Consider the following 25,012-nt stretch of genomic DNA (forward strand, 5'->3'; position numbering starts at 1 on the left):
CGCCCACCCCCGACGCACCGCCGGCCCGCCGCCGGACCACGCTCACGCGCAACCGCTGGGGCTACGCCTACGTGGCCCCGTTCTTCCTGGTCTTCGCGGCCTTCAGCCTCTACCCGTTCCTCTACACCGCGTGGGTGTCCCTGCACCGCACGAGCCTGTCCGACATCGACGGCGGCACCTTCGTGGGGCTGGAGAACTACCGCAACCTGCTGCAGAGCGAGTTCTTCTGGAACGCCGCCCGCAACACCCTGACCATCGGCATCCTGGGCACGGTCCCCCAGCTGTGCATGGCCCTGGGCCTGGCCCACCTGCTCAACTACAAGCTCCGCGGCCGGACCTTCTTCCGCACCGTGATGCTGATGCCCTACGCGACGTCGATCGCTGCGGCCACGCTGGTCTTCGCCCAGCTCTTCGGCCGCGACTACGGCCTGATCAACACCGCGCTGGAGGCCGTCGGCCTGGACCGGGTCGACTGGGAGGCCGGCACCTGGACCAGCCAGATCGCCATCGCGGTGATCGTGACCTGGCGCTGGACCGGCTACAACGCGCTGATCTACCTGGCCGCGATGCAGTCCATCCCCGGCGAGCTCTACGAGGCCGCCGAGATCGACGGCGCCAGCCGGTGGAAGCAGTTCCTGCACGTCACGATCCCGTCGCTGCGGCCCACGATCCTCTTCACGATCGTCGTGTCGACCATCGGTGCGGTCCAGCTGTTCGGTGAGCCGCTGCTCTTCGCCGGCAACGGGACGACGTCGGGCGGGTCCTCGGGCCAGTACCAGACCCTCGGCCTGCTGATGTACCAGCAGGGCTGGACCAACTTCCACATCGGCCAGGCCGCGACGACCGCCTGGGCCATGTTCCTGATCATCCTCCTGGTCGTGGGGGCCAACGCCGTCGTCGGCCGCCTCCGCGCCCGGGCCGACCGGTAGGAGACCGGCATGGCGACCCTCGCACTCCCCGGGACCGAGACCACCTCGGTCCAGCCGGTCGACCGGCCCACCGACCGCCGCGGCGGCCGGGGCACCAAGTCCGGCAAGGCCGGCCCGGTGACCTACGTGCTGCTGACCCTGACCGCGCTGGTCTCGGTCTTCCCGCTCTACTGGACCCTCGTCGCCGGCTCGCACACCAACGCCGAGATCGCGGCGACCCCGCCGCCGTTCCTGCCCGACGCCGACCTGTTCACCAACTTCGGGCTGGCCCTGGAGCAGGCACCGATCGGCAAGGCGATCCTGAACTCGGTGCTCGTCGCCGGCAGCATCACGATCGGCACGGTGCTCTTCTGCACGCTGGCCGGGTTCGCCTTCGCCAAGCTGCGCTTCCGCGGCAAGGGACTGCTGCTGTCGCTGGTGATCGGCACGATGATGGTGCCCACCCAGCTCGCGGTGATCCCGCTGTTCATGATGATCGCGGACCTGCAGTGGGTGAACCAGCTGCAGGCGGTCGTCCTGCCCACCCTGGTCAGCGCGTTCGGCGTCTTCTTCATGCGCCAGTTCCTGACCTCGGCGCTGCCCGACGAGCTGCTGGAGGCAGGCCGCGTCGACGGCGCCTCCACCCACCGCATCTTCTGGTCGATCGTCGTCCCGGTGGCCCGCCCGGCGATGGCCGTGCTGGCGATGCTGACCTTCCTGACCGCCTGGAACGAGTTCTTCTGGCCGATCATCGCCCTCACCCAGGCCAACCCCACCGTGCAGGTCGCCCTGGCCGGCCTGGGCTCGGGCTACGTGCCCCAGCGGGCCGTGATCATGGCCGGCACCATCCTCGGCACCCTGCCCGTCCTCATCGTCTTCGCCGTCCTCGGCAAGCAGATCGTCGGCGGGATCATGCAGGGCGCGGTCAAGGGATGACACCGGTCCGAACCACCCCCACCCCCTCCCCCACAGAGAGCTGACCCGTGGCCACCGTCTCCTTCGCCGCCGCCACCCGCCGGTACACCGCCACCGGCCGCCCCGCCGTGGACGCCCTGGACCTGGACATCGCCGACGGCGAGTTCCTGGTCCTGGTCGGCCCCTCCGGGTGCGGGAAGTCCACCTCGCTGCGCATGCTCGCCGGCCTGGAGGAGGTCGACTCCGGCTCCGTCCTCATCGGCGACCGGGACGTCACCGACTCCCCGCCCAAGGACCGCGACATCGCGATGGTCTTCCAGAACTACGCGCTCTACCCGCACATGACCGTCGCCGAGAACATGGGCTTCGCCCTGAAGCTCGCCGGCGTCGGCAAGGCCGAGATCGGCACCCGGGTCCGCGAGGCCGCCGGCATCCTGGACCTCACCGACCACCTCGAGCGCCGGCCCAAGGCACTCTCGGGCGGCCAGCGGCAGCGCGTCGCGATGGGCCGGGCCATCGTCCGGTCCCCGCAGGTCTTCCTGATGGACGAGCCGCTGTCCAACCTGGACGCCAAGCTCCGCGTGCAGACCCGCACCCAGATCGCCGCGCTGCAGAAGCGGCTGGGCACCACCACGGTCTACGTCACCCACGACCAGGTCGAGGCCATGACGATGGGCGACCGGGTCGCCGTCCTCAAGGACGGCGTGCTGCAGCAGTGCGCCCCGCCCGGGGAGCTCTACGACCGGCCGGTCAACGTCTTCGTCGCCGGCTTCATCGGCTCCCCCGCGATGAACCTGGTCACCGGGGACGCCGTCGAGGGCGGGGTCCGGGTCGGCGACGCCGTCCTGCCGGTGCCCCGCACCCAGCTGGACCGGGCCGCCGCCGGCAACGGCCAGGTCACCGTGGGCTTCCGGCCGGAGTCCCTCGTGCTGGGCGACGAGGGCCTGCCCGTCGTCGTCACCCTCGTCGAGCAGCTGGGCTCCGACGCCTACGTGCACGGCCGCCTCGCCGGCTCCGACGACAGCCCGCTGCACGTCGACGACGTCGTCCTGCGCACCGCGAGCCGGGAGGCCCCGGCCGTCGGCTCGACCGTCCGGGTGCTGACCCGGCCCGACGCCGTGCACGTCTTCGACCCCACCACCGGCACCCGCGTCGACTGACGCGCCACCCCACCTGGAGACCCGCGTGACCACCACCGACACCCGCGAGACCACCGCCACCGGGCTGGTCTTCCCGCCCGGCTTCGTCTTCGGCGCCGCCACCGCCGCCTACCAGATCGAGGGGGCCGTCGACGTCGACGGCCGGGGCCCCTCGATCTGGGACACCTTCAGCCACACCCCCGGCAAGACCCACCTCGGCCACACCGGGGACGTCGCCGTCGAGCACCACGCCCGCTACCGCGAGGACGTCGCGCTGATGGCCGACCTGGGCCTGGCGGCCTACCGGTTCTCCGTCTCCTGGTCCCGGGTGCTGCCCGAGGGTGCCGGCCGGGTCGAGCAGCGCGGCCTGGACTTCTACCGCCGGCTGGTCGACGAGCTGCTGGAGGCCGGCGTCGACCCGTGGCTGACGCTGTACCACTGGGACCTGCCGCAGGCCCTGCAGGACCAGGGCGGCTGGACCTCCCGGGACACCGCCGAGCGCTTCGCCGACTACGCCGGGGTCCTCTACGACGGGCTCGGGGACCGGGTGTCGCACTGGTCCACGCTCAACGAGCCGATGTGCAGCGCGCTGCTGGGGCACATGGCCGGCCAGCACGCACCCGGGCACCGGGACGCCGTCGAGGCCTCACGGGCCACCCACCACCTGCTGCTGGGCCACGGCCTGGCCACCCGGGTGCTGCGCGAGCGCGGGGCGGACTCCTGCGGGCTGACCCTGAACTTCACCCCGATGACGCCGGCCAGCGACTCCCCCGCCGACGTCGACGCCGCCCGCCGCCTCGATGGTCAGCAGAACCGGATGTTCCTGGTCCCGGTCGTCACCGGCGAGTACCCGGCCGACGTCGCCGAGGACCTGGCTGCCGCCGGCGCCCCGCTGCCGATCGAGGACGGCGACCTGGAGCTGATCGCCACCCCGCTGGACTGGCTGGGCGTCAACTTCTACTTCGGGTCCGTCGTCCGGGCGACCGAGGAGCCCACCGGCAAGGCGAGCTCCTTCATCGGTGGCGAGCGGGTCGAGGAGGACCCGCCGACCGGGCCGACCACGACGATGGGCTGGGGCGTCACCCCGCACGCCTTCACCGACCTGCTGCTGCGACTGCGGGACACCGCACCGGGCCTGCCGCTGGTGATCACCGAGAACGGCTCGGCCTGGCCGGACGAGGTCTCCCCCGACGGCGCCGTGCACGACCCGCAGCGGGTCCGGTACCTGATGGACCACCTGGCCGCGGTCACCGACGCCATCGAGCTCGGGGCCGACGTCCGTGGCTACTTCGCCTGGTCGCTGCTGGACAACTACGAGTGGGCCCGCGGCTACGACCAGCGCTTCGGCATCGTGCACGTGGACTACGACACCCAGGTCCGGACGCCGAAGGACAGCGCGCTGGCCTACGCGGAGGTGATCCGCCGCCACGCCGCCGGCTGACCCGCCCCGGCATGGGATCCCCCGCATACAGAAGGCCGCTCCTGCCATGTGCGGGGGATCCCATGCCACCGCGGGCGGGGGAAGACATCCGGGTGGGCGCGGGTTAGGGTCCTCACAAGCAGTTGAGCACTCAACTAGCAACCTGGAGGTCGGGATGCCCGCCGTCACCGTCGAGGACACCACCACGCTGGCCCGGGTCCCGGTGCCCGCGCCCGGCACCGTGCGGCGCCGCGTCCGCTCGGTCACCACCGCCCCGCGCGGCTTCGAGGGCGAGGGCTTCCCGGTCCGCCGCGCCTTCGCCGGCGTCGACCTGCGCGACCTGGACCCCTTCATCCACATGGACCAGATGGGCGAGGTCGAGTACGCCCCGGGTGAGCCCAAGGGCACCTCCTGGCACCCGCACCGCGGCTTCGAGACCGTCACCTACATCATCGACGGCACCTTCGAGCACGCCGACAGCCACGGCGGCGGCGGGTCGATCACCAACGGCGACACCCAGTGGATGACCGCCGGCGGCGGCGTCCTGCACATCGAGAGGCCCCCGGAGTCCCTGGTGCTCTCCGGCGGCCTCTTCCACGGCCTGCAGCTGTGGGTGAACCTGCCCAAGGCGCAGAAGTGGGTCGAGCCCCGCTACCAGGACCTGCGCGCCGACCAGTCGGTGCTGCTGGCCAGCCCGGACGCCGGGGCGTTCCTCCGCGTCATCGCCGGGGACGTCGGCGGCCACGCCGGCCCGGGGACGACGTACACCCCGATGGCCATGGTGCACGCCACCATCGCCCCCGGCGCCACCCTGGACCTGCCGTGGGAGCCGGACTTCAACGCCCTGGTCTACGTGCTGAGCGGCAACGGCACCGTGGGCGCCGGCGACCAGCCGGTCACCGGCGGCCAGCTCGCCGTCTTCGGGCCCGGAGACACCGTCACCGTCAAGGGCGCCCTGAACCAGGACAGCCGCACGCCGTCGCTGGACGTCGTCGTCCTGGGCGGCCGCCCGATCCGCGAGCCCATCGCCATGTACGGGCCGTTCGTGATGAACACCCGCGAGGAGGTCCGGGACGCCTTCACCGACTGGCAGGGCGGCCGGCTCGGCTCCATCCCGGCACAACACGTCGCGCACGCGGGCGTGCGTGGGCAAGCTGACTGACGTGAGCGACCTCGAGCCCCGTCCGGACACCCACGTGCTGGGCGGGCTCGGGGGCGTCGCACCCCGCCCGGCCCTGGACCTGCTCCCCGGCAAGACCGTCACCCTCGGCGAGCGCATGCAGGTCCGCCGGCTGCTGCCGACGCTGGGCCGCCGGATGGTCGGCGCCTGGGCGTTCGTCGACCACTACGGTCCCGACGACGTCGCCGGCACCGACGGCATGCAGGTCCTGCCGCACCCGCACACCGGGCTGCAGACGGTGTCCTGGTTGATCGAGGGCACCGTGCACCACAGGGACTCCCTGGGCAGCGACGTGCTCTTCGGTGCCGGCGAGCTGGCGCTGATGACCGCCGGGCGGGCGATCAGCCACAGCGAGCAGTCCCCCGTCGCCCGCCCGGGACTGCTGCACGGGGCTCAGCTGTGGGTCGCGCTGCCCGACGGCGTCCGGGACGTCGCCCCCGCCTTCGAGCACCACGCCACGTTGCCCGGCTTCGTCTCCGACGGGGTGACGGCGACCGTGCTGATGGGCTCGCTGGGCGGGGCCACCTCGCCGGGCACCGCGTACTCCCCGCTGGTCGGCGTGGACCTGGCCCTGGCGGCCGGGGCGGACGTCGAGCTGCCGCTGGAGCCCGGCTTCGAGCACGCCGTGCTGGCGTCCTCCGGTGACTCCGTCGTCGAGGGCGCCCCGGTGGCGCACGGCTCGATGCTCTACCTGGGCACCGGCCGCAGCACCGTGCGGGTCCGCGCCGAGCAGCCCAGCCGGCTGCTGCTCCTGGGCGGGGAGCCCTTCGAGGAGCAGATCGTCATGTGGTGGAACTTCGTCGGCCGCAGCGGCGACGAGGTCGCCGGGTTCCGCGAGCAGTGGGAGTCCGGCGAGCGGTTCGGCCACGTCGACGGCTTCGAGGACGGCGAGCGCACCGGCGCCCCGCCGATGCCCCCGGTACCGCTCAAGGCCCGCGGCCGCGAGCGCTGACCCGCGGCCGCTCCTGCTCCGGCAAAGGAAGCTCTACACCCCCCATCGGGCGCGCGAGGAGGTGTAGAGCTTCCCATGCCGGGGGCTGGGGCGATCTGGGGTGGCTAGAAGCCGCCGCCGCCGAAGTCGCCGCCACCCCCGAAGTCTCCGCCGCCGAAGTCCCCTCCACCGCCGCCGTCCCCGAAACCGCCTCCGTTGCCTCCGCCGAGACCGCCGATGAGCAGCCCGCCGAGCAGGCCGCCGGCCAGCCCGCCGCCGAAGCCGCTGCCCCCGTAGCCCCGGCCGTACCCGCCGCGGCCGTAGCCCTGGCCGTACCCGCCGCCGTAGCCGCCGTCCTGGTACTGCGCCACGTCCTGCTGGGCGGCCTGCATGGCCTGCTGGGCCAGTGCGTCGGCGCGCTGGGCCGCGCGCAGCGCCGCGATGGGGTCGGTCGACCCGGTGCGCGACGCCTCGTCGAGGTACCGCTCCGCCTCGGCGAGCCGGGTGCGCGCCGAGCTGCCCACCGCACCGCGGCGGGTGGTGATGAAGTCCCCGGCCGAGGCGACCGAGGCATCCGCCGCCCGGATGGCCTGCTGCAGGTGGGCGGTGGCCCGCTCCTGCTGCTGACGCAGGTCGCGCGCGGGCTCCAGCGCCGCCTCCAGGGCGAGGTCGGCCTCGTCGAGGCGGCGGGTCACCGCCAGTGGGTCGGGCAGCGAGCCGTCGGCCGGCTGCAACTGGCCGACCGTCCCGGCCAGCGCCGCCTCGGCGCGGGCCAGCTGCTCGCGCAGCCCCGGGGTGTCCACGCCCCGACTGAGCATGGCGTGCGCCTCGGCGATGTCGCGCTCGGTCTCGGCCCGCACGGCCTCGAAGTGGCCAGGGGCGTCCCGCAGGTCGGCGACCGTGCGGTCCACGGCGTCCAGCAGCGTGCCGGCCTCGGAGAGGGAGTCCTCGCCCGCCCGGACGGCGGGCACCGCACCGTTGGGTCGACCGGCCTCGATCTCGGCCCGGCCGGCGACCACCAGCTGCTCGGCCCGGTCGATCCGGGCCCGCGCCTCGTCCACGTTGTCCGCGACCGGGGCCCAGGCCGACCGCGCGTACCGCTCCGACAGCCAGACCAGGGTCCGGTCGCCGTCGGGCAGCCGGTCGCGCAGCCGCTGCGCCACCGGGGTCAGTGCCTCCAGTGCCTCGGGCGCGGAGTCGGCCAGGTGCCGCAGCTCGGCGTAGGCCTCGCGCTGGCCCTGCAGCCGGCCCCGGGCGGACGCGGTGAGCTCCAGCAGCTCGGTGAGCATCCGCCGCTGGGTGGGCTCGTCCTCCGGGATGTCGTCGTCGAGCTCCTGGCGGATGGTGAACGCCCGGGAGAGCTCGGCCTTGGACTCCGCGAGTGCCTCGCCGAAGCCGGCCACCGGGCCGTCGCCGTACTGCGACCGGGCGTAGGCCAGGTCCAGCTCGGAGGTCTTGACCGCCTCGTCCAGGCCGAGCAGCTCCTCGCTGGCCCGGAACGTCAGCTGCTGGGTGGGGGTGCCGTGGTGCGGGTCGCGGGCGGCGGCCTCGGCCTCCTCCTTCTCCCGGCGGACCTGGGCCGAGGCGGCGGCGGCCTTCTTCTTGCGTCGGTTGCGCAGCAGGGCGTACCCGCCAGCGCCCACGACGGCGACACCGACGAGCCCACCGAGAGCGATCGCGCCCCCGTCACCTGGCTGCAACCCCTCGGCCAGGGCCGTCGCAGCCCCCGCGTAGTCGTCCTGCGTGAGCAACGGCTCCACGTCCGAGGCGAGCACGTCCTGGACCTGAGAGGCAGTCACCCCAGGGTCGCTGCCGGCCCAGACGCGGTAGTTGTCGTCGCCGACCGAGGCGGCGAAGAGGAGGTCGTTGCCGCCCAGGCCAGACTCCTGGAAGGTCTGCTCAGCCCACTCTGCAGGTGTCAGATCACCAAAGTCGTCCACGTACGCCACGTACAACGTGGTGCCGTCCTGCTGCAGGGCACTGATGGCATCGCTGACCGAGCTCTCCTGCGAACTCGACAACACGTCCGCCGAGTCCGTGAGCTGTTCGGTCAGCTGCAACGGCTCCTCCGCGGACGCCGCACCGGCACCGGCGAGCAGGACGGTCAGGCCGACGGCGGTCCCGGCGAGGAGTCGGGAGAGGGGTCGCATGACCCCATGGTCCCCCACTCCGCTGTGTGCCGCGGCGCCTCGGAGGGACCGCTCAGAAGCGGCCACCGCTGCTGCGCCGGCCGCCGGAGCTGCCGCCGGAACTCCGTCGGCCCGACGACGAGGACCGCCCGGACGACGACGAGCGGCCGGACCGGCCCGAGGAGCCGAACGACCCACCGCTGGACCAGCCACCCCCGCTGCCACCGAAGAACCCCCCGGAGTAGGAGGAGGACTGCCGTTCCCGGTCCCGGCGGGCGTCGCTGATGGAGCTCTGCACGGTGTCGGCCAGCGAGTTGGCCTCGGTGGCCTCGCGCAGTGCGGTGGCCGGGTCGGCCAGCAGGGCGGCCTCGGCCGCGGCCAGGTGCCGCTCGGCCTCGCTGAGCCGGGTGCGCGGCACGGTGCTGGCGACGTCCCGCCCCGAGGACACGGCGAGGGCGGCGGCGTTCACCGCGCTGCGGGCGGTGGTCACCGCGCGCTCGGCGCGGGCAGCGGCGTCCCGGCGGGCGGTGGCCGCCTGCTGGGCCCCGGCGAGGGCGGTGTCCAGTGCGTCGTCGGCGGCGTCCAGCCGGGACAGCGCGGCGATCGGGTCGGGTGCCGTGCCGCCGGCCAGCTGGTCGGCGACGGTCAGCGCCTCCTGGGCCTGCGCGACCGGGCCGGCGACCGCGGCGGCGTCGGTGGGGTCGACGGACCGGGCTGCGGTGATGCCGGCCTGCACCTCGGCGCGGGCGGCGGGCACGGTCGTGGCTGCGGTCTCCAGCTCCTGGGCCCGGGCACCGACCGAGTCCAGGGTGGCCTGGGTCCCGGACAGCGCGGCCTCGGCGGTGCGCAGGTACGGCACGGCCCCGCCGGTGCGCCCGGCGGCGAGCTCGGCCCGGGCCGCGGTGACCGCGTGCTCGGCGGAGGCCAGCTGCTCACGCGCCTGCGGGACCGCCTGGTCGACCGGGGCGACGGCGCTGGGCGCCCACCGCCGGCGCAGCTGCTCGACCTTCTGCTCCTCGGCGGGCAGCCGACCGGTGAGCGCGGTGACCCGGGGCGCGAGGCCGTCGAGGACCTGGGGGGCGTTCGCCTCCAGGTCGCGCAGCTGGGCGAACTCGGCGGCCTGGGCGTCGAGCCGGTCGTCGGCGGACTTCACCAGGCCGAGCAGGTCGGCGAGCATCCGGCGCTGGGTCGGGTCGTCCTCGGGGACCTCGTCGTCGAGCTGCTGGCGGATCGTGAAGGCCTGCTGCATCTCCTGGCGGGCGGTCGCGACGGTGCCCGCGAACGGGGCGACGCCGGCCTCGCCGTACTGCAGCTTGGCGTAGTCCAGGTCCAGCTGGGAGGTGCGCAGTGCCTCGTCGACGGCCAGCAGCCCCTCGCTGGCGCGGGCGGTGAGCTGCTCGGTGCTCTCGTCCGGGAACGGGCCGGCCGCGCGCACCCGCTCGGCCTCGGCAGCGGCATCCCGGCGGCGCTTGACCAGCGCGTACCCGCCTCCACCCACGGCCAGCACCCCGGCGCCCGCGCCGAGCAGGCCCCACGGCACGGACCCGGGGACGAGCCCGTCGGCGAAGGCGGTGGCCGCACCGGCCCAGTCGTCGTCGCCGAGCGGGGGCTCGACGTCGCTGAGCACCAGGTCGTCGACCTGGCCGGCGTCCAGCCGGAACCCCTCGGGCACGTCGACGCCGTAGGACCGGTCCTCGACCGCGACGGCGAAGAGCACGTCGCTGGTGCCCAGCCCGGACAGCTCCGCGGTCTCGGCGGCCCAGTCCGGGCCGCTCAGTCCGTCGAAGGTGGCCACGAAGGTGACGAAGAGCTGCGTGCCGTCCTCGTCCTGCAGCCGCTGCAGCGCCTCCTCGACCTGCTGGCGGCCCTCGTCGTCCAGGACGCCGGCGTCGTCGGTGAGCTGGCCGGCCAGCCGGGAGGGCTCCTCCGCGGACGCCGGAGCGGCCAGCAGCAGCGGGGCGGCGACCAGGCCGAGCACGGCGAGCGTGCGGGTGAGCAGGGCGGACGGGCGCGACATGCCGCACATGGTGTCCCACCCGGGGGCCGAGGGGCGGGACCCCCACGCCCTGGGTCCGCGCTCCACGGCCCCGGCTCAGAGGTCGAGCACCAGCCGGGGTCCGGCGGCGCGGGAGACGCAGACCATCATCACCGTGTTCGAGGCCCGCTCGCCGTCGCTGAGGATCGAGTCCCGGTGCTCGACGTCGCCCTCCAGGACCGGGGTCTCGCAGGTGCCGCAGGTGCCCTCGCGGCATGAGCTCAGCACCAGCACGTCCTCGGCCTCCACCGCCTCGAGCACGGTCTGCCCCGGCTCGACGGTGACGGTCGTGCCGGACAGCGCCAGTTCCACCTCGAAGGGCCCGTCCCACACGGGGGCGCCGAACTCCACGGCCTCGAAGCGCTCGGCGTGCACCGTCAGCCCGAGCGCGGCGCCGGCCTCGACGACGGCGTCGATGAGCCGGGCCGGGCCGCAGACGTGCACCTGGGCCCCCGCCGACAGTGCGGCCAGCGAGCCGACGTCCAGGCGGCCCCCCTCGTCGGCGGCCAGCACCCGCACCCGTCCCGGGTGGGCGGCAGCGAGCTCGTCGGCGAAGGCCATCGTCGACCGGGAGCGACCGGCGTAGTCCAGGGTCCAGTCCGCGCCGGCCTCCTCGGCGGCGGCCGCCATCGACCGCAGCGGGGTGATCCCGATGCCCCCGGCGACCAGGTGGTGCCGGGCGCCGGCGGCCGGGTCGAACGGGAAGTGGTTGCGCGGGCCGCGCACCCGCAGCCGCTGCCCGACCTCGACCCGCTCGTGGACGGCGACCGACCCGCCCCGGCCGGCGTCCTCGCGCAGCACGGCGACCCGCCAGCGGGTGCGGTCGGCCAGGTCGCCGCACAGCGAGTACTGCCGTTCCAGGCCGGGGCCCAGCAGCAGGTCCAGGTGCGACCCCGGCGTCCAGGCCGGCAGGTCCCGTCCGTTGTGCGAGACGAGGTCCACGGCCAGCACCCCGTCGGCCAGCACGGTCCGCCCGGCGACGACGAGGTCGCGCTCCACGTCGCTGAAGAAGCTCACGCCCGGCAGGGTGCCGCGCGCGTGTTCCGACGGGGTGACGACGCCGTGCCCCGGTCGTCACACGGGCGCAACGCGGGGCAGCGACGATCGCCGGCATGAGCGCCCCGCCTGCCGCTGCCCCCACCGCTGTCGCCGCCCTGGAGTCCGAGCTCGTCGAGCTGCTCGGGGAGAAGAACGTCAGCAGCGAGCTGCGGGTCCGGGAACGGGCCTCGGTGGACGGCAGCCGGATGTCCCCGATCATCGCCGAGCAGCTGCCGCTGGGCGTCGCGGACCTGGTCGCCTTCCCGACCACCGCCGAGGAGATCGGGCTGGCCGTGGCGGCCGCCGTCCGGCACGGGGTGGGGGTGACCCCGCGCGGCAAGGGCACCGGCAACTACGGCCAGGCCATCCCGATGCCCGGTGGCCTGGTCCTCGACGTGTCCCGCGCCCGCGCGGTCGTCGAGGTCGGCGAGGGCTGGGTCACCGCCGAGGCCGGCGCCCCGATGGTCGCCCTGGAGCGTGCCGCGCACGCCACCGGCCAGCAGCTGTGGATGTACCCCTCGACCGCGCAGTCCTCGATCGGGGGGTTCCTGGCCGGCGGGTCCGGCGGCACGGGCAGCATCGCGCACGGGGCCAACCACATGGGCTTCGTGCAGGCCCTCGACGTCGTGCACGCCACCGGGTCCGCCGAGCTGGTCCACGTCGAGGACGCCGAGGCCGACCTGTACGTGCACAACTACGGCACCGCCGGCGTCATCGCCCGGGCCACCGTCCGGCTCGAGCCGCTGCAGGAGTGGCGCGGGGTCTACGCCAGCTTCCCCGACGCCGCGTCGGCGTTCTCCGTCGTCCGGCCGCTGGGCAGGCTGGACCCGCTCCCCCGGCTGGCCTCCGCCGACGGTCCGGTGATCACCGCCGCACTGCCGGAGGACCCGGCGTTCGTGCCCGGCCGCGCGAGCCTGCGGGTGATCGCCGACCTGGCCACCGTCGAGGAGGTCACCGCGATCGTGGAGGCCGCCGGCGGCCGGGTCGAGGACGTCCGGGAGGGCGCCCAGACCGCGCTGACGATCTCGATGCTGAGCTACAACCACCCCATCGAGTGGCTGCAGAAGTCCGCACCCGGCGTGTACTTCCACCTCGAGGTGGGCGGCGATGCCCTGGTCGACCGGCTGGGGGAGGTCGAGGCCGTCTTCGAGGGCGGTCTGCTGCACATCGAGGCCGGGCACACCACGCCGATCGGGATGCTCGCCGGGGTCTACCAGAGCCCCGAGCAGGTGTACGCCGGGATCGCGGCGCTGGGCGAGCTGGGCGTGGGCGTGCACGACCCGCACCAGTGGAACGTGGACTTCCAGCTGGCCCGCACCGTCGAGGTGGCCCGGCGCACCGACCCCGACGGCCTGCTCAACCCGGGCAAGCTCAACCCCGACTACGCCGGCCCCACCAAGGGCGCGATCATCCGGTGACGCTCGGGGCCGAGGTCCACGCCGACACCGCACCGCCCGCCGACCCGGTCGCGCTCGCCGTCTCCTGGCTGCCCGCCGACGACGACCCCGACCGGCCGCAGGTCACGCTGTCCACGCAGGGCCTGGACGGGTGGCCGAACGCCCGCACCGTGCTGCTGTCGGCGGTCGACCGGACCGGGTTCGCCTTCCACACGTCGGCGTCCAGCGCCAAGGCCCACGAGCTGGCCGCGGTCCCGCGGGCGGCGATGACGGTGGTCTTCGCACCCGCGTTCAGCCGCCAGCTCGTCGTCCGTGGGGACGTCGTCCGCTGCTCACCGGGCGAGCTGGCCGCGGCGTACACGGCCCGCTCCCCCTACCTGCGCCGGCTCGCCTGGCTCAACGACGACGCCCTGGCCGCCCTCCCCCGGGCCGAGCGGGTGGCCCGCTGGGCGGCGGGCGAGCCCGCGGCGGGTGCGCCCGAGGGCTGGACCGGCTGGCGCCTGGTGCCCCGGGAGCTGACCTTCTGGGTCAGCGACGCCGACACCGCCAGCCGTCGGCTGCAGTACCGCCGCACGGCCGAGGGCTGGCGCGTGCGCCCCCTCGCCGGCTGACCCCCACGCCGGCGAGGGGGCGCCCCTCAGAGGTAGCTGATCGGCTCGTCGACCCCGCCGACGAGCGCGTCGTCGGCCGCCCGGCCGCCGGTCGCGGCGACCGACACGCCCTGCGTGGCGGCCACCTCGTCCGGGCCCTTGGGCAGCAGCCGCCCGTCCCGCACGTCCTCGGCCCAGTGGCAGCTGACCAGGTGGCCCGGCGCGAGCTCGCGCAGCACCGGCACCTCGTCGTCGCAGCGGGTCTCCTGCCGCCAGGGGCAGCGGGTGTGGAACCGGCAGCCCGAGGGCGGGTCGGCCGGCGAGGGCAGGTCACCGGAGAGCAGGATCCGCTCCCGGGCGTCCTCGACCACCGGGTCGGGCACCGGGACGGCGCTCATCAGCGAGCGGGTGTAGGGGTGCAGCGGCTGCTCGTAGAGGGAGTCCGCCGGCGCCTGCTCGACCAGCGAGCCCAGGTACATGACCCCGACGACGTCGCTGATGTGCCGGACGACGGCCAGGTCGTGCGCGATGACCAGGTAGGTCAGGCCGAGACGCTCCTGGAGCTCCTCCAGCAGGTTGAGCACCTGGGCCTGCACCGAGACGTCCAGGGCCGACACCGGCTCGTCGGCGATGAGCAGGTCGGGCTCGACGGTGATGGCCCGCGCGATGCCGATGCGCTGGCGCTGGCCGCCGGAGAACTCGTGCGGGTAGCGGCGCAGCGCGGCCGTGGGCAGCCCGACGGCGTCCAGCAGCTCGCGCAGCCGCGTGCTGATCGCGGCCTTGTCCCCGCCCAGGCCGTGCGCCTTCAGCGGCTCGGCCAGCAGCGACTCGACGTCCTGGCGCGGGTCCAGGGAGCCCAGCGGGTCCTGGAAGACCATCTGCATCCGCCGGCGCATGTGCCGCAGCGGCTCGGGCTTGAGCGAGGCGACGTCCACGCCGTCGAACCAGACCTGCCCGGCGGTGGGCTCCTCCAGGCGCAGGATCGCCCGCCCGAGCGTCGACTTCCCGCACCCGGACTCGCCGACCAGCCCGTACGTCGTCCCCCGGTCGATGGTGAGGTCGACGCCGTCGACGGCCTTGACGTGCCCGACGGTGCGGTCCACGAAGACCCCGCGCTTGATCGGGAAGTGCACCTGCAGCCCCTCGACGCGCAGCAGCGGTCCGGCGTCGGTCACGAGGTCGCTCCAGGGGTCAGCGGGGAAGTGGTCGGGACGGCGGGGGTCAGCGGGTGCCGGCAGCGCAGCTCCCGGCCGCCCGGCTCGGTGACCAGGTCGACCTCGGAGCCGGACACCTCCACCAGGCAGTCGTCCTCGGCGGAGTCGCAGCGCGGGGCGAACGCGCAGCCCTGGGCCCACGGGATGGTGTCCCGGGCGGACCCGCGGATGGGGGTCAGCGGGGTCCCGCGGCCGCTGTCCAGGCGGGGCACGGAGTTCAGCAGCCCGCCGGTGTAGGGGTGCCGGGGGCGGGCGAAGAGGTCGCGCCGCTCGGCGGTCTCGATGATCCGGCCGGCGTACATGACGTGCACACGGTCGCACAGGCCCGCGACGACGCCCAGGTCGTGGGTGATCATCACCAGCGCCGTCCCCGAGCCCTGCACGAGGTCGCGGAGCAGCTCGAGGATCTGGGCCTGGATGGTGACGTCGAGGGCGGTGGTCGGCTCGTCGGCGATCAGCAACCGCGGCGAGCAGGCCAGGGCCATGGCGATCAGCGCCCGCTGGCGCATGCCGCCGGACAGCTGGTGGGGGTACTCCCCCAGCCGGCGCCGGGGGTCGGGGATGCCGACCCGGTCCAGCAGGTCGACGGCCTCGGCCTTGGCCGCCTCGCCCTTGAGGCCGCGGTGCTGGGCGAGCACCTCGGTCACCTGCAGGCCGACGGTGACCGTCGGGTTCAGCGAGGACAGCGGGTCCTGGAAGACCATCGCCATGTCCTTGCCGCGCAGCTTGCGCAGCGTCCGGTCCCCGGCGCCGAGCAGCTCGCGTCCGTCCAGGCGGACCGAGCCGTCCACCTGCACGCCGCGGGAGGGCAGCAGGCCCATCGTGGCCAGCGAGGTGACGGACTTGCCGCAGCCGGACTCCCCGACCAGCCCGACGGTCTCCCCGGGCGCCACGGAGAAGCTGACACCGTCGACGGCGAGGGTCGCGGGCTCGCCGCGGCGCTGGAAGCGGACCCGCAGGTCCTCGACCTCGAGGACGGGGGTGGTCAGGGGGTTCACGGCGCTCACCTGCGGAACTTGGGGTCGAGGGCCTCGCGCAGCGACTCCCCGAGCAGGGTGAAGCCGAGCGCGACCACGATGATGCACAGCGCCGGGTAGACGGCCAGCTCCGGACGGACCGACAGCACGGCCTGGGCGCTGGCGAGCATGGCGCCCCACTCGGGCCGGCTGATGTCGGGGTCGCCCAGGCCCAGGAAGCTCAGCGCGGCGGCCTCGATGATCGCCGTGGCCAGCGACAGCGTGGCCTGCACGATCACCGGGGACAGCGAGTTGGGCAGCACGTGGCCCAGCACGATCGTACGGCGCTTGACCCCGAGCGCGCGGGCGGCCAGGGCGTAGTCGCTGTCCCGCTGGACCAGCATCGACCCGCGCAGCAGGCGGGCGAAGACCGGCACCTGGGTGACCGCGATGGCGATCATCAGCGACAGCTGGTTGGCCCCCAGGAGCACCGACACGCTGATCGCCATGAGCAGGCCGGGGATGGACAGCAGGATGTCCACGAAGCGCATGACGACCGTGTCGACCCTGCCGCCCAGCCCGCCGGCCAGGATGCCCAGCAGCATCCCGACGGCGGCGCCGAGCACGGTGGAGACGACGCCGATGACCAGCGACTGGCGCGAGCCGTAGACCAGCCGGCTGAGGACGTCGCGGCCCAGCTGGTCCACGCCCAGCGGGAAGCCCTCGCGGGCACCGGGGATGGAGCCCTGCCGGACCTCGGACAGCAGGGTCTGCGCGAACGGGTCGCGCGGGGCCAGCCACGGGGCGAGGACGGCGACGACGAGGAACACCAGCACGATGACCGCGCCGGTGATGGCCACCGGGTCCCGGCGCAGCCGCCGGACGGCGCTGCGCAGCAGGGACTCCCCGCCGGTGCCGGCCGACAGCGTCCCGGCGCGGGCGGCCAGCTCGTCGATCTTCTCCCGGCGGCGTCCGCCCGGGGTCAGGGTGGGGGCGCTCACCGGGCACGCACCCGGGGGTCGAGCAGCCCGTAGGAGACGTCGACCAGCAGGTTCACCAGCACGTAGACCACCGCCAGGATGAGGATGAAGCCCTGCAGCAGGGCGTAGTCGCGGTCGCTGATCGCCTGTCGCAGCGCCGACCCCACCCCGCCGAAGGCGAAGACGGTCTCGGTGAGGACCGCCCCGGACAGCAGCAGCCCGGTCTGCAGGCCGATGGTGGTGGACACCGGCAGCAGCGCGTTGCGGACCACGTGCCGGTTGCGCACGGTGGTGACGCTGAGCCCCTTGGCGTTGGCGGTCCGGACGTAGTCCTCGTTCACCACGTCGAGGACCGCGGCGCGGGTGATGCGCACGATGATGGCCAGCGGGATGGTGCCCAGGGCGATGCCGGGCAGCACCAGGTGGGTGACGGCGTCCCAGGCGGCGTCCCACTCGCGGGTCAGCAGGCCGTCCAGGACGTAGAAGTTGGTGATGTGCGTGGCGTCGATGCGCACGTCCTGCCGGCCGGACCCGGGCAGCCAGCCCAGCTCGACGGCGAACAGCAGGCGGAGCAGGTAGGCCAGGAAGAACACCGGGATCGTCACCCCGAGCAGCGAGCCGATGACCGAGGCGTTGTCGACGAACCCGCCGTGCCGCTTGGCCGCCAGGTAGCCCAGCGGGACGCCGAGGCCGATGGCGAAGGCCATCGCGAAGAGGGTCAGCTCGATGGTGCCGGGGAAGCGGAGCAGGAACTCGGAGGTGACCGACTGCCCGGTGCGCGCGGAGGTGCCGAAGTCCAGCTGGACCGCCCGGCCCAGGAACTTCAGGTACTGCACGACGATGTTCTCGTTGAGCCCGAAGGCCTCGTTGTAGGCGGCGACCCGCTCGGGGGTGGCGCGCTCGCCGAGGGCGGCCTGGGCCGGGCCCCCGGGCAGCGCCCGGAGCCAGGCGAAGAGCAGCACCGACAGCCCCAGCAGGATCGGGACCAGCTGCAGGAGCCGGCGGACGATGAAGCGCAGCACGCGCGGGTCAGCCTCTCGGTCGGGGGGCCGGGCCGGCGGGGCCCGGACGGACCTCCGGCCGGCACCCCCGCGAGGGGGCACCGGCCGGAGGGTGGGTCAGTTGCCGATCGTGACGGTGGAGAAGTCCTCCGCCGAGAGCGGGCTGGGGACCAGCCCGTCGACGTCGGCGGCCACCACGAGGGCGTTCGGGGCGTGCGAGACCGGGACCGCCGGGAGGAAGTCCATGATCGCGGCGTTGGCCTCGGCGTAGAGCTCGCCGCGGGCGTCGATGTCGGGCTCGCTGTCACCGGCGGCGAGTGCCGAGAAGACCTCGGGGGCCTCCCAGCCGCCGAACTCCGCCTTCATCCGGCCACCGCCGGCGTCGGCGAAGAACGTGCCGATGAAGTTGTAGGCGTCGTTGTAGTCACCGGTCCAGCCCAGCAGGTGGATGTCGGCCTGACCGGCCTGGACGGCGTCCAGGTAGTCCGGGTTCCACGGCAGCGAGACGGGCTCGATGGTGAACCCGGCGTCGGTCAGGTTCTGGCTGATGACCTCGAACATGGCGGCCGGGTCCGGCAGGTACGGCCGGCTGACGTCGGTCGGGTAGTAGAAGCGCAGCGTGGTGTTCAGCGCACCGGCCTCGGTGAGCAGCTGGCGGGCCCGGTCGGGGTCGTAGTCGTAGGTGGTGACGTCCTCGGACCACCCGTCGACGGCCGGCGGCACGAACTCGATGGCCTCCTCGGCGCCCTCGGGGAGCAGCGAGTTGACGATGGTCTCCCGGTCGATGGCGTGCGCGACGGCCTGCCGGACGCGGACGTCCTGCAGGGCCGGGTTGGCGCTGGTGCCCTCGACCCCGCCGCCGTTCATGCCCAGGTACAGGATGTTGAACGGGTCGCGGGGCAGGACCTGGAAGCCGCCCTCCTCCAGCGTCTGGTAGTCCGCGGGGGCGACGAGGTCGTAGCCGTCGATGGAGCCGGCCTGCAGCTCCTGCCGGCGGGTGTTGCCGTCGGCGATCGAGCGGAAGACGATCTCGTCGACGCCGGGGGCGTCGCCCCAGTAGTCCTCGTTGGCCACGATGCGGACCTCGCCGTTGCCCTGGTCCCAGCTGTCGAAGCGGAAGGGCCCGGTGCCGGTCGGGTGCTCGATGGCGTACTCGGTGTAGGTCAGTGCGTCGCCGTTGCCGCCCAGCTCGTCGGCCTGGTACTGCTCCAGGGCCTCGGGGCTCTGCATGGCGAAGGACGGCAGCGCCAGGACCGCGGGGAACCGGCTGGTGACCTGGGTGGTGCTGACCTCGGCGGTGAACTCGTCGGTGGCCTCGCAGCCGGCGTACAGGCTGGGGACGTCGGGGGTGCTGGCGAAGCCGCCGAAGTTGTTCTGCCAGTACTCCGAGGCGGCGGGGCTGGCCGCCAGGCCCTCGAAGTTGTACCAGCGCTCGAAGTTGAAGCAGACGGCCTCGGCGTTGAAGGGCGTCCCGTCGTGGAACGTCACGTCGTCGCGGAGGTCGAAGGTGTAGGTCAGGCCGTCCTCGGACGCCTCGTAGCTCTCGGCGAGGGCCGGGGCCAGGTCGGCGGAGCCGGGCTCGTTGGTGAGCAGGCCCTCGTAGATCTGCCGGGTGACGCGGAAGGACTCGCCGTCGGTGGCGAACGCCGGGTCGAACATCGTCGGGTCGCCGGCGGCGCCGAAGACGAAGGTGCCGCCGGAGGACTCGCCGCCCTCGGCAGAACCGGAGTCGTCCCGGTCGCTGGAGGCACAAGCCGCCATGGTCAGGGCGGTGAGGGCGGCCGCGGAAGCGGCCAGCACACGGGTGGGGCGACGGTGCATCGCGGAAGACCTGCCTTCTCGGCCCGTTCGGGCCGGATGAGCTGGAGCCTGATCGGCCGGTGACGGGAAGGCGTCCCGGCGCGAGACGGGACGTTAAGCCCCGTCTGTGACGGGCGTGTGACCCGACGGGGTGATCGTCACCGGATCGAGACCTCGGGCGTCCCTTTTCCGCGGCAATGACGTGGGTCACTCGCCACGGCGTCCGACGGCATCGGCAGGATGGGCCCATGACCGCCGTCCTGGGACTGGGCCTGGCCGCCGTCGGGCGCCCCGCGTACATCACCCTGGGCCGGGACGCCGACCTGCCCGGGGACCGCTCCCCCGACCTGCTGCGCGCCCGCGCGCACGAGCTGCTCGACGCCGCCGTCGACGACCTCGGCATCGGGTACCTGGACACCGCCCGCTCCTACGGCCGGGCGGAGGAGTTCCTGGGCGGCTGGCTCGCCGGCCGCCCCGACGACCCCTTCGTGGCCAGCAAGTGGGGCTACACCTACACCGCCGAGGACCCCACGGTCGACGCCGACGAGGTCAAGACCCACGACCTGCCCACCCTGGAGCGCCAGTGGGCCGAGACCCGGGCACTGCTCGGTGACCGCCTGCGACTCCACCAGGTGCACTCCCTCACCGTGGACAGCCCCCTGTGGGACGACGAGGCCCTGCTGCAGCGGCTCGCCGGGATCCGCGACGCCGGCACCGAGCTGGGGTTCTCGACGTCGGGCCCGCGCCAGGCCGACGCCGTCCGGCGTGGCACCGAGCTGCAGGTCGGGGGCGCCCGGCTGTTCGACACGGTGCAGAGCACCTGGAACCTGCTGGAGACCTCGGCCGGGCCCGCGCTGGCCGACGCGCACGCCGCGGGTCTGCGGGTGGTGGTCAAGGAGGGCGTGGCCAACGGGCGGCTCACCGACCGCGGGCTGCCCGCCCACTCCCCCGTCCGCACCGCCGCGGCGGCTGCCGGGGTCGCGCCGGACGCCGTCGCGCTGGCCGCGGTGCTGGCGCGCCCGTGGGTGGACGTCGTGCTCAGCGGGGCCGTGACGGTCGCCCAGCTGCGCTCCAACGCCGACGCCCGCGGGCTGGCCGTGGACCTGCCGGACCTCGCCGAGACCCCGGAGGCCTACTGGGCCACCCGCTCCGCCCTCGCCTGGCAGTGACGCCTCAGGCGTCGATGCGACGGCGGCCCTCGAACGCGCGGCCGAGGGTGACCTCGTCGGCGTACTCGAGGTCACCGCCCACGGGCAGCCCGCTGGCCAGCCGGGAGACCGCCAGCCCCATCGGGCTGATCAGCCGGGCCAGGTAGGCCGCGGTGGCCTCGCCCTCGAGGTTGGGGTCGGTGGCGATGATCAGCTCGGTGACCGTGCCGTCCATCAGCCGGGTCATCAGCTCCTTGACCCGCAGGTCGTCGGGTCCGATGCCCTCGATCGGGCTGATCGCCCCGCCGAGCACGTGGTAGCGGCCGCGGAACTCACGGGTCCGCTCGATCGCCACGACGTCCTTGGGCTCCTCGACGACGCAGATGACGTCCAGCGAGCGCCGCGGGTCACGGCACACCCGGCACTGCTCGTTCTCCGCCACGTTGAAGCAGGTCACGCAGAACCGGACCTCGGCCTGCACCCGCTGCAGCGAGGCCACCAGCCGGCCGACGTCGGTCGCGTCGGCGGCCAGCAGGTGGAAGGCGATCCGCTGCGCGCTCTTGGGCCCCACTCCGGGCAGCCGGCCGAGCTCGTCGATCAGGTCCTGGACGGCGCCTTCGTACACGGGGGCTCCTGCTCTCGACGCTCGTCGGGTGGTGCTCGGTGGTGCTGGTGGGTGGGGCTCAGAAGCCGGGCAGGCCCATGCCGCCCATGCCGCCGGCCAGCGGGCCCATCGTGGTCTGGGTGAGCTCGCCCGCTGCCCGGTTGGCATCGCGCACGGCGGCCACCACCAGGTCCTGGAGGGTCTCGACGTCGTCGGGGTCGACGGCGTCCTTCGCGATCGTGATCGCGGTCAGCTCACCGCTGCCGGTCATCGTCGCGGTGACCATGCCGCCACCGGCGGTGCCGGTGACCTCGGCCTGGGCCAGCTCCTCCTGCGCGGCGGCGAGCTGCTGCTGCATCTTCTGCGCCTGCTTCATGAGCTGCTGCATGTCGGGCTGTCCACCGGGTCGCATGCCCCCGAGCGTATGCGCTGGCCGTCGGGTCGGCCGTGGCACGCTGCTGTCCGTGCGACGAGCGACGGTCCTGCTGGCGGCGTCCGTGCTGGTCCTGGCCGGGTGCGGCGGTGGTCCGGGCCCGGCGTCGTCGTCGGCGTCGTCCCCGTCGGCATCCGCCCGATCCAGCGAGAGCGGCCACCCGGTGACGACAGCCCCGCCCACCACCACCCCGCCCACCACCACCCCGCCACCGACCGCCGAGCCCCCGGCGCCCGCCACCACGGCGCCGGTGGTGGTCATCGACCCCGGGCACAACGGGGGCAACGCGGCCGCACCGGCGGTCGTCGACGCCCCGGTCCCGGACGGGACCGGGGGCACCAAGCCGTGCAACACCACCGGCACCTCGACCGACGCCGGGTACGCCGAGCACTCCTTCACCTGGGACACCTCGCTGCGGCTGCGCGACCTGCTCACCGCCGCCGGCGTCCAGGTGGTGCTGACCCGCCCCGACGACACCGGCGTCGGCCCGTGCGTCGACGTCCGGGGGCAGCTGGGCGCGCAGGTGGGCGCGGCGGCGTTCGTCGGGGTCCACGGGGACGGCGCGGCCCCCGGCTCCCGCGGGTTCCACGTCATCACCTCCTCCCGGGACCCGGGCGGCGCCGAGGTGGCCGCCTCGACGCAGGCGCTCGCGGTCGCCCTGCGGGACGCCCTCACCGCGGTCGAGCCGGTCAGCGACTACCTGGGCACCGACGGCCTGGACAGCCGCCCGGACCTGGCCGGGCTGAACCTGAACACCGTCCCGGCGGTCTACGTGGAGTGCGGCAACATGCGCAACGCGGCGGACGCGGCGCTGATGAGCTCCCCCGAGGGCCGGCAGGCACTGGCCCAGCAGCTGGCGACGGGGGTGCTGGCCTTCCTGGACCGGTGACTGGACCGGTGGGTCCTCAGCGTCGGCGCGCGGGCGCCACGATGCAGGCCAGGTCGTCCTCCGACGCCGGCACGGGAGCCAGCGGGGAGGGCCCGTCCCGGCGCACGGCCAGGCCGTCGAGCACCAGGGTCACGTAGCGCTCGCGCAGCTGGCTGCGGTCGGTGCCGCCGACCCGGCTGATCATCGCGACGGCGATGCCGATGTCGAGCTCGGTGACGTCGCCCCGCAGCACCCCGGCGCGCTGGGCGTGCCGGACGAGCGCCGCGACCGCCGGCCGGAGCCGTTCGCGGCCCGTGGCGACCCGCTCGTGCCCGTGCCCGGCCAGGGCCAGCACCTGGGCCAGCCCGCGGTCGGCGGCCTGCGCCTCGACGCCCCAGCTCAGGAACTCGCGCAGCCCGCGCCAGGGGTCCGGGTCGGCGGCGGCCTGCTCGGCCCGCGCGACGACGGCGTCGACCTCCTGCTCGAAGAGGGCCTCGACCAGGTCCGCGCGTTCGGGGAAGCGGCGGTAGACGGTGCCGACGCCGACCCCGGCGACGCGGGCGATCTCGTCGAACCCGGCCTCGAGGCCCTGGGCGGCGTACACCTCGCGCGCGGCGTCCAGGATCAGGGCCCGGTTGCGCTCGGCGTCCTTGCGCAGCGGCCGGACGGCGGTGTCCGCGGCTGACGTGACGGAGGACATGACGCCATCGTAACCGAAGCGGAACAAGTCCTCCGGTTCTGTTGCTAGCCTCTCGGAAGAACCGGAAAGACCGTTCCACTTCGTACCGGAGGACGCATGACCAGCACGACCGAGACCGGCCCGGGTGCCACCCCGAGCACCGGCACGGCCTCCGACGCCCCCCACGACGCGAGCGACCGCCGCCGTTGGCTGGTGCTGGGCGTCGTCGCCCTGGCCCAGCTGATGGTCGTCCTGGACGCCACGATCGTGAACATCGCGCTGCCCACCGCGCAGGCCGACCTGGGCTTCGGCAACGACAGCCGGCAGTGGATCGTCACCGCCTACGCCCTGGCCTTCGGCTCCCTGCTGCTGGTCGGCGGCCGCCTGGCCGACCTCGTCGGCCGCAAGCCCGTCTTCCTCGTCGGCCTCGTCGGCTTCGCGCTGGCCTCCGCCGTCGGCGGTGCCGCCGACGGCTTCGGCGTGCTGGTGGCCGCCCGCGGCGCCCAGGGCGTCTTCGGTGCCCTGCTGGCGCCGGCCGCCCTGTCGCTGCTGACCGTCACCTTCACCGACGGCAGGGAGCGCGGCCGGGCCTTCGCCGTCTTCGGCGCCATCTCCGGCGCCGGCGGCGCCATCGGCCTGATCCTGGGCGGCGCGCTCACCGAGTACCTGTCCTGGCGCTGGTGCCTCTACGTGAACATCCCGATCGCGGTCGCCGCCGTCGTCGGTGCGCTGGTCTTCCTGCCCCGTCGCGCCTCCCGCTCCGCCGACGCCCCCGGCCTGGACGTGCCCGGTGCCCTGCTCAGCGTCGCCGGCCTCGTCTCGCTCGTCTACGGCCTGGCCAGTGCCGAGACCGACGGCTGGACGGCGACGTCCACGCTGGGCTTCATCGCCGCGGGCGTCGTCCTGCTGGTCGCCTTCGTCGTCGTCGAGACCCGGGTGGCGCACCCGCTGCTGCCCATGCGGGTGGTCACCGACCGGGCCCGCGGTGGCGCGTTCGTCGCGGTCGGCGTGGTCGGTGCAGGCATGTTCGGCGTCTTCCTCTTCCTGACCTACTTCCTGACGACGGTGCTGGGCTACGAGCCGCTGCCCACCGGCGTCGCGTTCCTGCCGATGATCGTCGCGCTGACCATCGCCGCGCAGACCTCCCCGGCGCTGGTCGCCCGGGTCGGGGTCAAGGTGCCGGTGGCGCTGGGCTTCGTCATCGGCGCGCTGGGCATGCTGGTCTTCACCACCCTGGACGTCGACAGCGGCTACTGGACCCACGTCTTCCCGGGCCTGGTCGTCGTCGGCCTGGGCATCGGCCTGGTCATCGCACCGGCCTTCGCCGCCGCCACCCTCGGCGTCCGCGCCGACGACGCCGGCGTGGCCTCGGCCGCGGTGAACACCTTCCAGCAGATCGGTGGCTCCATCGCCACCGCGGTGCTCTCCGCGCTGGCCGCGGCTGCCGCCACCGACGCACTCGTCGGCGTGGACCCCAGCGACCCGGCCGCGCTGCTGCAGGCCTCGGTCTCCAGCTACACGACCGTGTTCGCCTGGTCGGCCGGCATCTTCGCCGTCGGCGCGGTCGTCTGCGGTCTGCTGCTCCCCCACGGCGCCGTCGAGCACGACCCCGACGCAGCACCCGTGATGGCGCACTGAGGGAGACCC

The 25,012-nt window shown here is 74.2% G+C and carries 22 protein-coding genes; 11 read left to right on the forward strand and 11 right to left on the reverse strand.

Annotated elements, in window-relative coordinates:
• The 6 genes from AC0IVP_RS16235 to AC0IVP_RS16260 all read left to right on the forward strand — a co-directional run.
• Positions 1–929, forward strand: a 929-nt coding sequence (locus AC0IVP_RS16235; protein ID WP_471757852.1) for a carbohydrate ABC transporter permease, incomplete at its 5' end; no start/stop codon positions are given.
• A 9-nt stretch (positions 930–938) separates the two neighbouring features.
• Positions 939–1,844 carry a carbohydrate ABC transporter permease gene (locus tag AC0IVP_RS16240; protein WP_471757854.1) on the forward strand — a complete coding sequence of 302 codons (906 nt, stop codon included), beginning with the start codon at positions 939–941 and terminating at the stop codon, positions 1,842–1,844.
• A gap of 47 nt (positions 1,845–1,891) precedes the next feature.
• Complete coding sequence (locus AC0IVP_RS16245) at positions 1,892–2,983, forward strand: ABC transporter ATP-binding protein (protein WP_471757856.1); 1,092 nt, start codon at positions 1,892–1,894, stop codon at positions 2,981–2,983.
• A gap of 25 nt (positions 2,984–3,008) precedes the next feature.
• Positions 3,009–4,403, forward strand: coding sequence for a GH1 family beta-glucosidase (locus AC0IVP_RS16250; protein WP_471757858.1), 1,395 nt, complete (start codon positions 3,009–3,011; stop codon positions 4,401–4,403).
• A gap of 154 nt (positions 4,404–4,557) precedes the next feature.
• Positions 4,558–5,544, forward strand: coding sequence for a pirin family protein (locus AC0IVP_RS16255; protein WP_471757860.1), 987 nt, complete (start codon positions 4,558–4,560; stop codon positions 5,542–5,544).
• Position 5,545: 1 nt separating this feature from the next.
• Entirely contained in the window at positions 5,546–6,514 is a 969-nt protein-coding gene (locus AC0IVP_RS16260; RefSeq protein WP_471757862.1) for a pirin family protein, read from the forward strand.
• Between the two features lie 104 nt (positions 6,515–6,618).
• Here AC0IVP_RS16260 and AC0IVP_RS16265 read toward each other — a convergent pair whose 3' ends face one another.
• The 3 genes from AC0IVP_RS16265 to AC0IVP_RS16275 all read right to left on the reverse strand — a co-directional run bounded on the left by AC0IVP_RS16265 (position 6,619) and on the right by AC0IVP_RS16275 (position 11,674).
• Entirely contained in the window at positions 6,619–8,643 is a 2,025-nt protein-coding gene (locus tag AC0IVP_RS16265) for a TPM domain-containing protein (protein WP_471757864.1), read from the reverse strand.
• Between the two features lie 52 nt (positions 8,644–8,695).
• Complete coding sequence (locus AC0IVP_RS16270) at positions 8,696–10,639, reverse strand: TPM domain-containing protein (RefSeq protein WP_056294045.1); 1,944 nt, start codon at positions 10,637–10,639, stop codon at positions 8,696–8,698.
• A gap of 75 nt (positions 10,640–10,714) precedes the next feature.
• Positions 10,715–11,674 (reverse strand): PDR/VanB family oxidoreductase, encoded by a 960-nt coding sequence (locus tag AC0IVP_RS16275; protein WP_471757866.1) that lies wholly within the window; start codon positions 11,672–11,674, stop codon positions 10,715–10,717.
• A 95-nt stretch (positions 11,675–11,769) separates the two neighbouring features.
• Between AC0IVP_RS16275 and AC0IVP_RS16280 the strand changes: the two genes are divergently transcribed.
• Together AC0IVP_RS16280 and AC0IVP_RS16285 are read left to right on the forward strand one after the other, a co-directional pair.
• Positions 11,770–13,113 (forward strand): FAD-binding oxidoreductase, encoded by a 1,344-nt coding sequence (locus AC0IVP_RS16280; RefSeq protein WP_471757868.1) that lies wholly within the window; start codon positions 11,770–11,772, stop codon positions 13,111–13,113.
• Positions 13,110–13,703, forward strand: coding sequence for a pyridoxamine 5'-phosphate oxidase family protein (locus AC0IVP_RS16285; RefSeq protein ID WP_056294053.1), 594 nt, complete (start codon positions 13,110–13,112; stop codon positions 13,701–13,703). Before AC0IVP_RS16280 ends, AC0IVP_RS16285 begins: the two co-directional genes overlap by 4 nt.
• 26 nt (positions 13,704–13,729) lie before the next feature.
• On the opposite strand, the gene AC0IVP_RS16290 is transcribed toward AC0IVP_RS16285, so the two are convergent.
• The 5 genes from AC0IVP_RS16290 to AC0IVP_RS16310 all read right to left on the reverse strand — a co-directional run bounded on the left by AC0IVP_RS16290 (position 13,730) and on the right by AC0IVP_RS16310 (position 19,654).
• Positions 13,730–14,857: an ABC transporter ATP-binding protein gene (locus AC0IVP_RS16290; protein WP_056294056.1), complete on the reverse strand. Its 1,128-nt coding sequence runs from the start codon at positions 14,855–14,857 to the stop codon at positions 13,730–13,732.
• A complete protein-coding gene (locus AC0IVP_RS16295) occupies positions 14,854–15,894 on the reverse strand; it encodes an ABC transporter ATP-binding protein (RefSeq protein WP_235564733.1) in 1,041 nt (346 codons plus the stop codon). The genes AC0IVP_RS16290 and AC0IVP_RS16295 overlap by 4 nt, the downstream gene beginning before the upstream one ends.
• A 5-nt stretch (positions 15,895–15,899) precedes the next feature.
• Complete coding sequence (locus AC0IVP_RS16300) at positions 15,900–16,853, reverse strand: ABC transporter permease (RefSeq protein ID WP_235564734.1); 954 nt, start codon at positions 16,851–16,853, stop codon at positions 15,900–15,902.
• Positions 16,850–17,854 carry an ABC transporter permease gene (locus AC0IVP_RS16305; RefSeq protein ID WP_056294059.1) on the reverse strand — a complete coding sequence of 335 codons (1,005 nt, stop codon included), beginning with the start codon at positions 17,852–17,854 and terminating at the stop codon, positions 16,850–16,852. The genes AC0IVP_RS16300 and AC0IVP_RS16305 overlap by 4 nt, the downstream gene beginning before the upstream one ends.
• A gap of 96 nt (positions 17,855–17,950) precedes the next feature.
• Positions 17,951–19,654, reverse strand: coding sequence for an ABC transporter substrate-binding protein (locus AC0IVP_RS16310; protein ID WP_056294060.1), 1,704 nt, complete (start codon positions 19,652–19,654; stop codon positions 17,951–17,953).
• A 227-nt stretch (positions 19,655–19,881) separates the two neighbouring features.
• Here AC0IVP_RS16310 and AC0IVP_RS16315 point away from each other — a divergent pair, with 227 nt between their 5' ends.
• Entirely contained in the window at positions 19,882–20,802 is a 921-nt protein-coding gene (locus AC0IVP_RS16315) for an aldo/keto reductase (protein WP_471757870.1), read from the forward strand.
• A 4-nt stretch (positions 20,803–20,806) separates the two neighbouring features.
• Here the strand turns inward: AC0IVP_RS16315 and recR are convergent, their stop codons facing one another.
• Together recR and AC0IVP_RS16325 are read right to left on the reverse strand one after the other, a co-directional pair.
• Entirely contained in the window at positions 20,807–21,406 is a 600-nt protein-coding gene (gene recR, locus AC0IVP_RS16320) for a recombination mediator RecR (RefSeq protein WP_056294067.1), read from the reverse strand.
• 58 nt (positions 21,407–21,464) lie between these two features.
• On the reverse strand, positions 21,465–21,797 hold the full coding sequence (locus tag AC0IVP_RS16325; protein WP_082556796.1) for a YbaB/EbfC family nucleoid-associated protein: 333 nt from the start codon (positions 21,795–21,797) through the stop codon (positions 21,465–21,467).
• Between the two features lie 52 nt (positions 21,798–21,849).
• Between AC0IVP_RS16325 and AC0IVP_RS16330 the strand changes: the two genes are divergently transcribed.
• Positions 21,850–22,707 carry an N-acetylmuramoyl-L-alanine amidase gene (locus tag AC0IVP_RS16330; protein WP_471757872.1) on the forward strand — a complete coding sequence of 286 codons (858 nt, stop codon included), beginning with the start codon at positions 21,850–21,852 and terminating at the stop codon, positions 22,705–22,707.
• A 16-nt stretch (positions 22,708–22,723) separates the two neighbouring features.
• Here AC0IVP_RS16330 and AC0IVP_RS16335 read toward each other — a convergent pair whose 3' ends face one another.
• A complete protein-coding gene (locus AC0IVP_RS16335) occupies positions 22,724–23,386 on the reverse strand; it encodes a TetR/AcrR family transcriptional regulator (protein ID WP_471757874.1) in 663 nt (220 codons plus the stop codon).
• A gap of 96 nt (positions 23,387–23,482) precedes the next feature.
• Between AC0IVP_RS16335 and AC0IVP_RS16340 the strand changes: the two genes are divergently transcribed.
• A complete protein-coding gene (locus tag AC0IVP_RS16340) occupies positions 23,483–25,003 on the forward strand; it encodes an MFS transporter (protein WP_471757876.1) in 1,521 nt (506 codons plus the stop codon).
• The last annotated feature ends 9 nt before the right edge of the window (positions 25,004–25,012 follow it).

It is taken from the genome of Klenkia sp. AC732 (assembly GCF_979256525.1).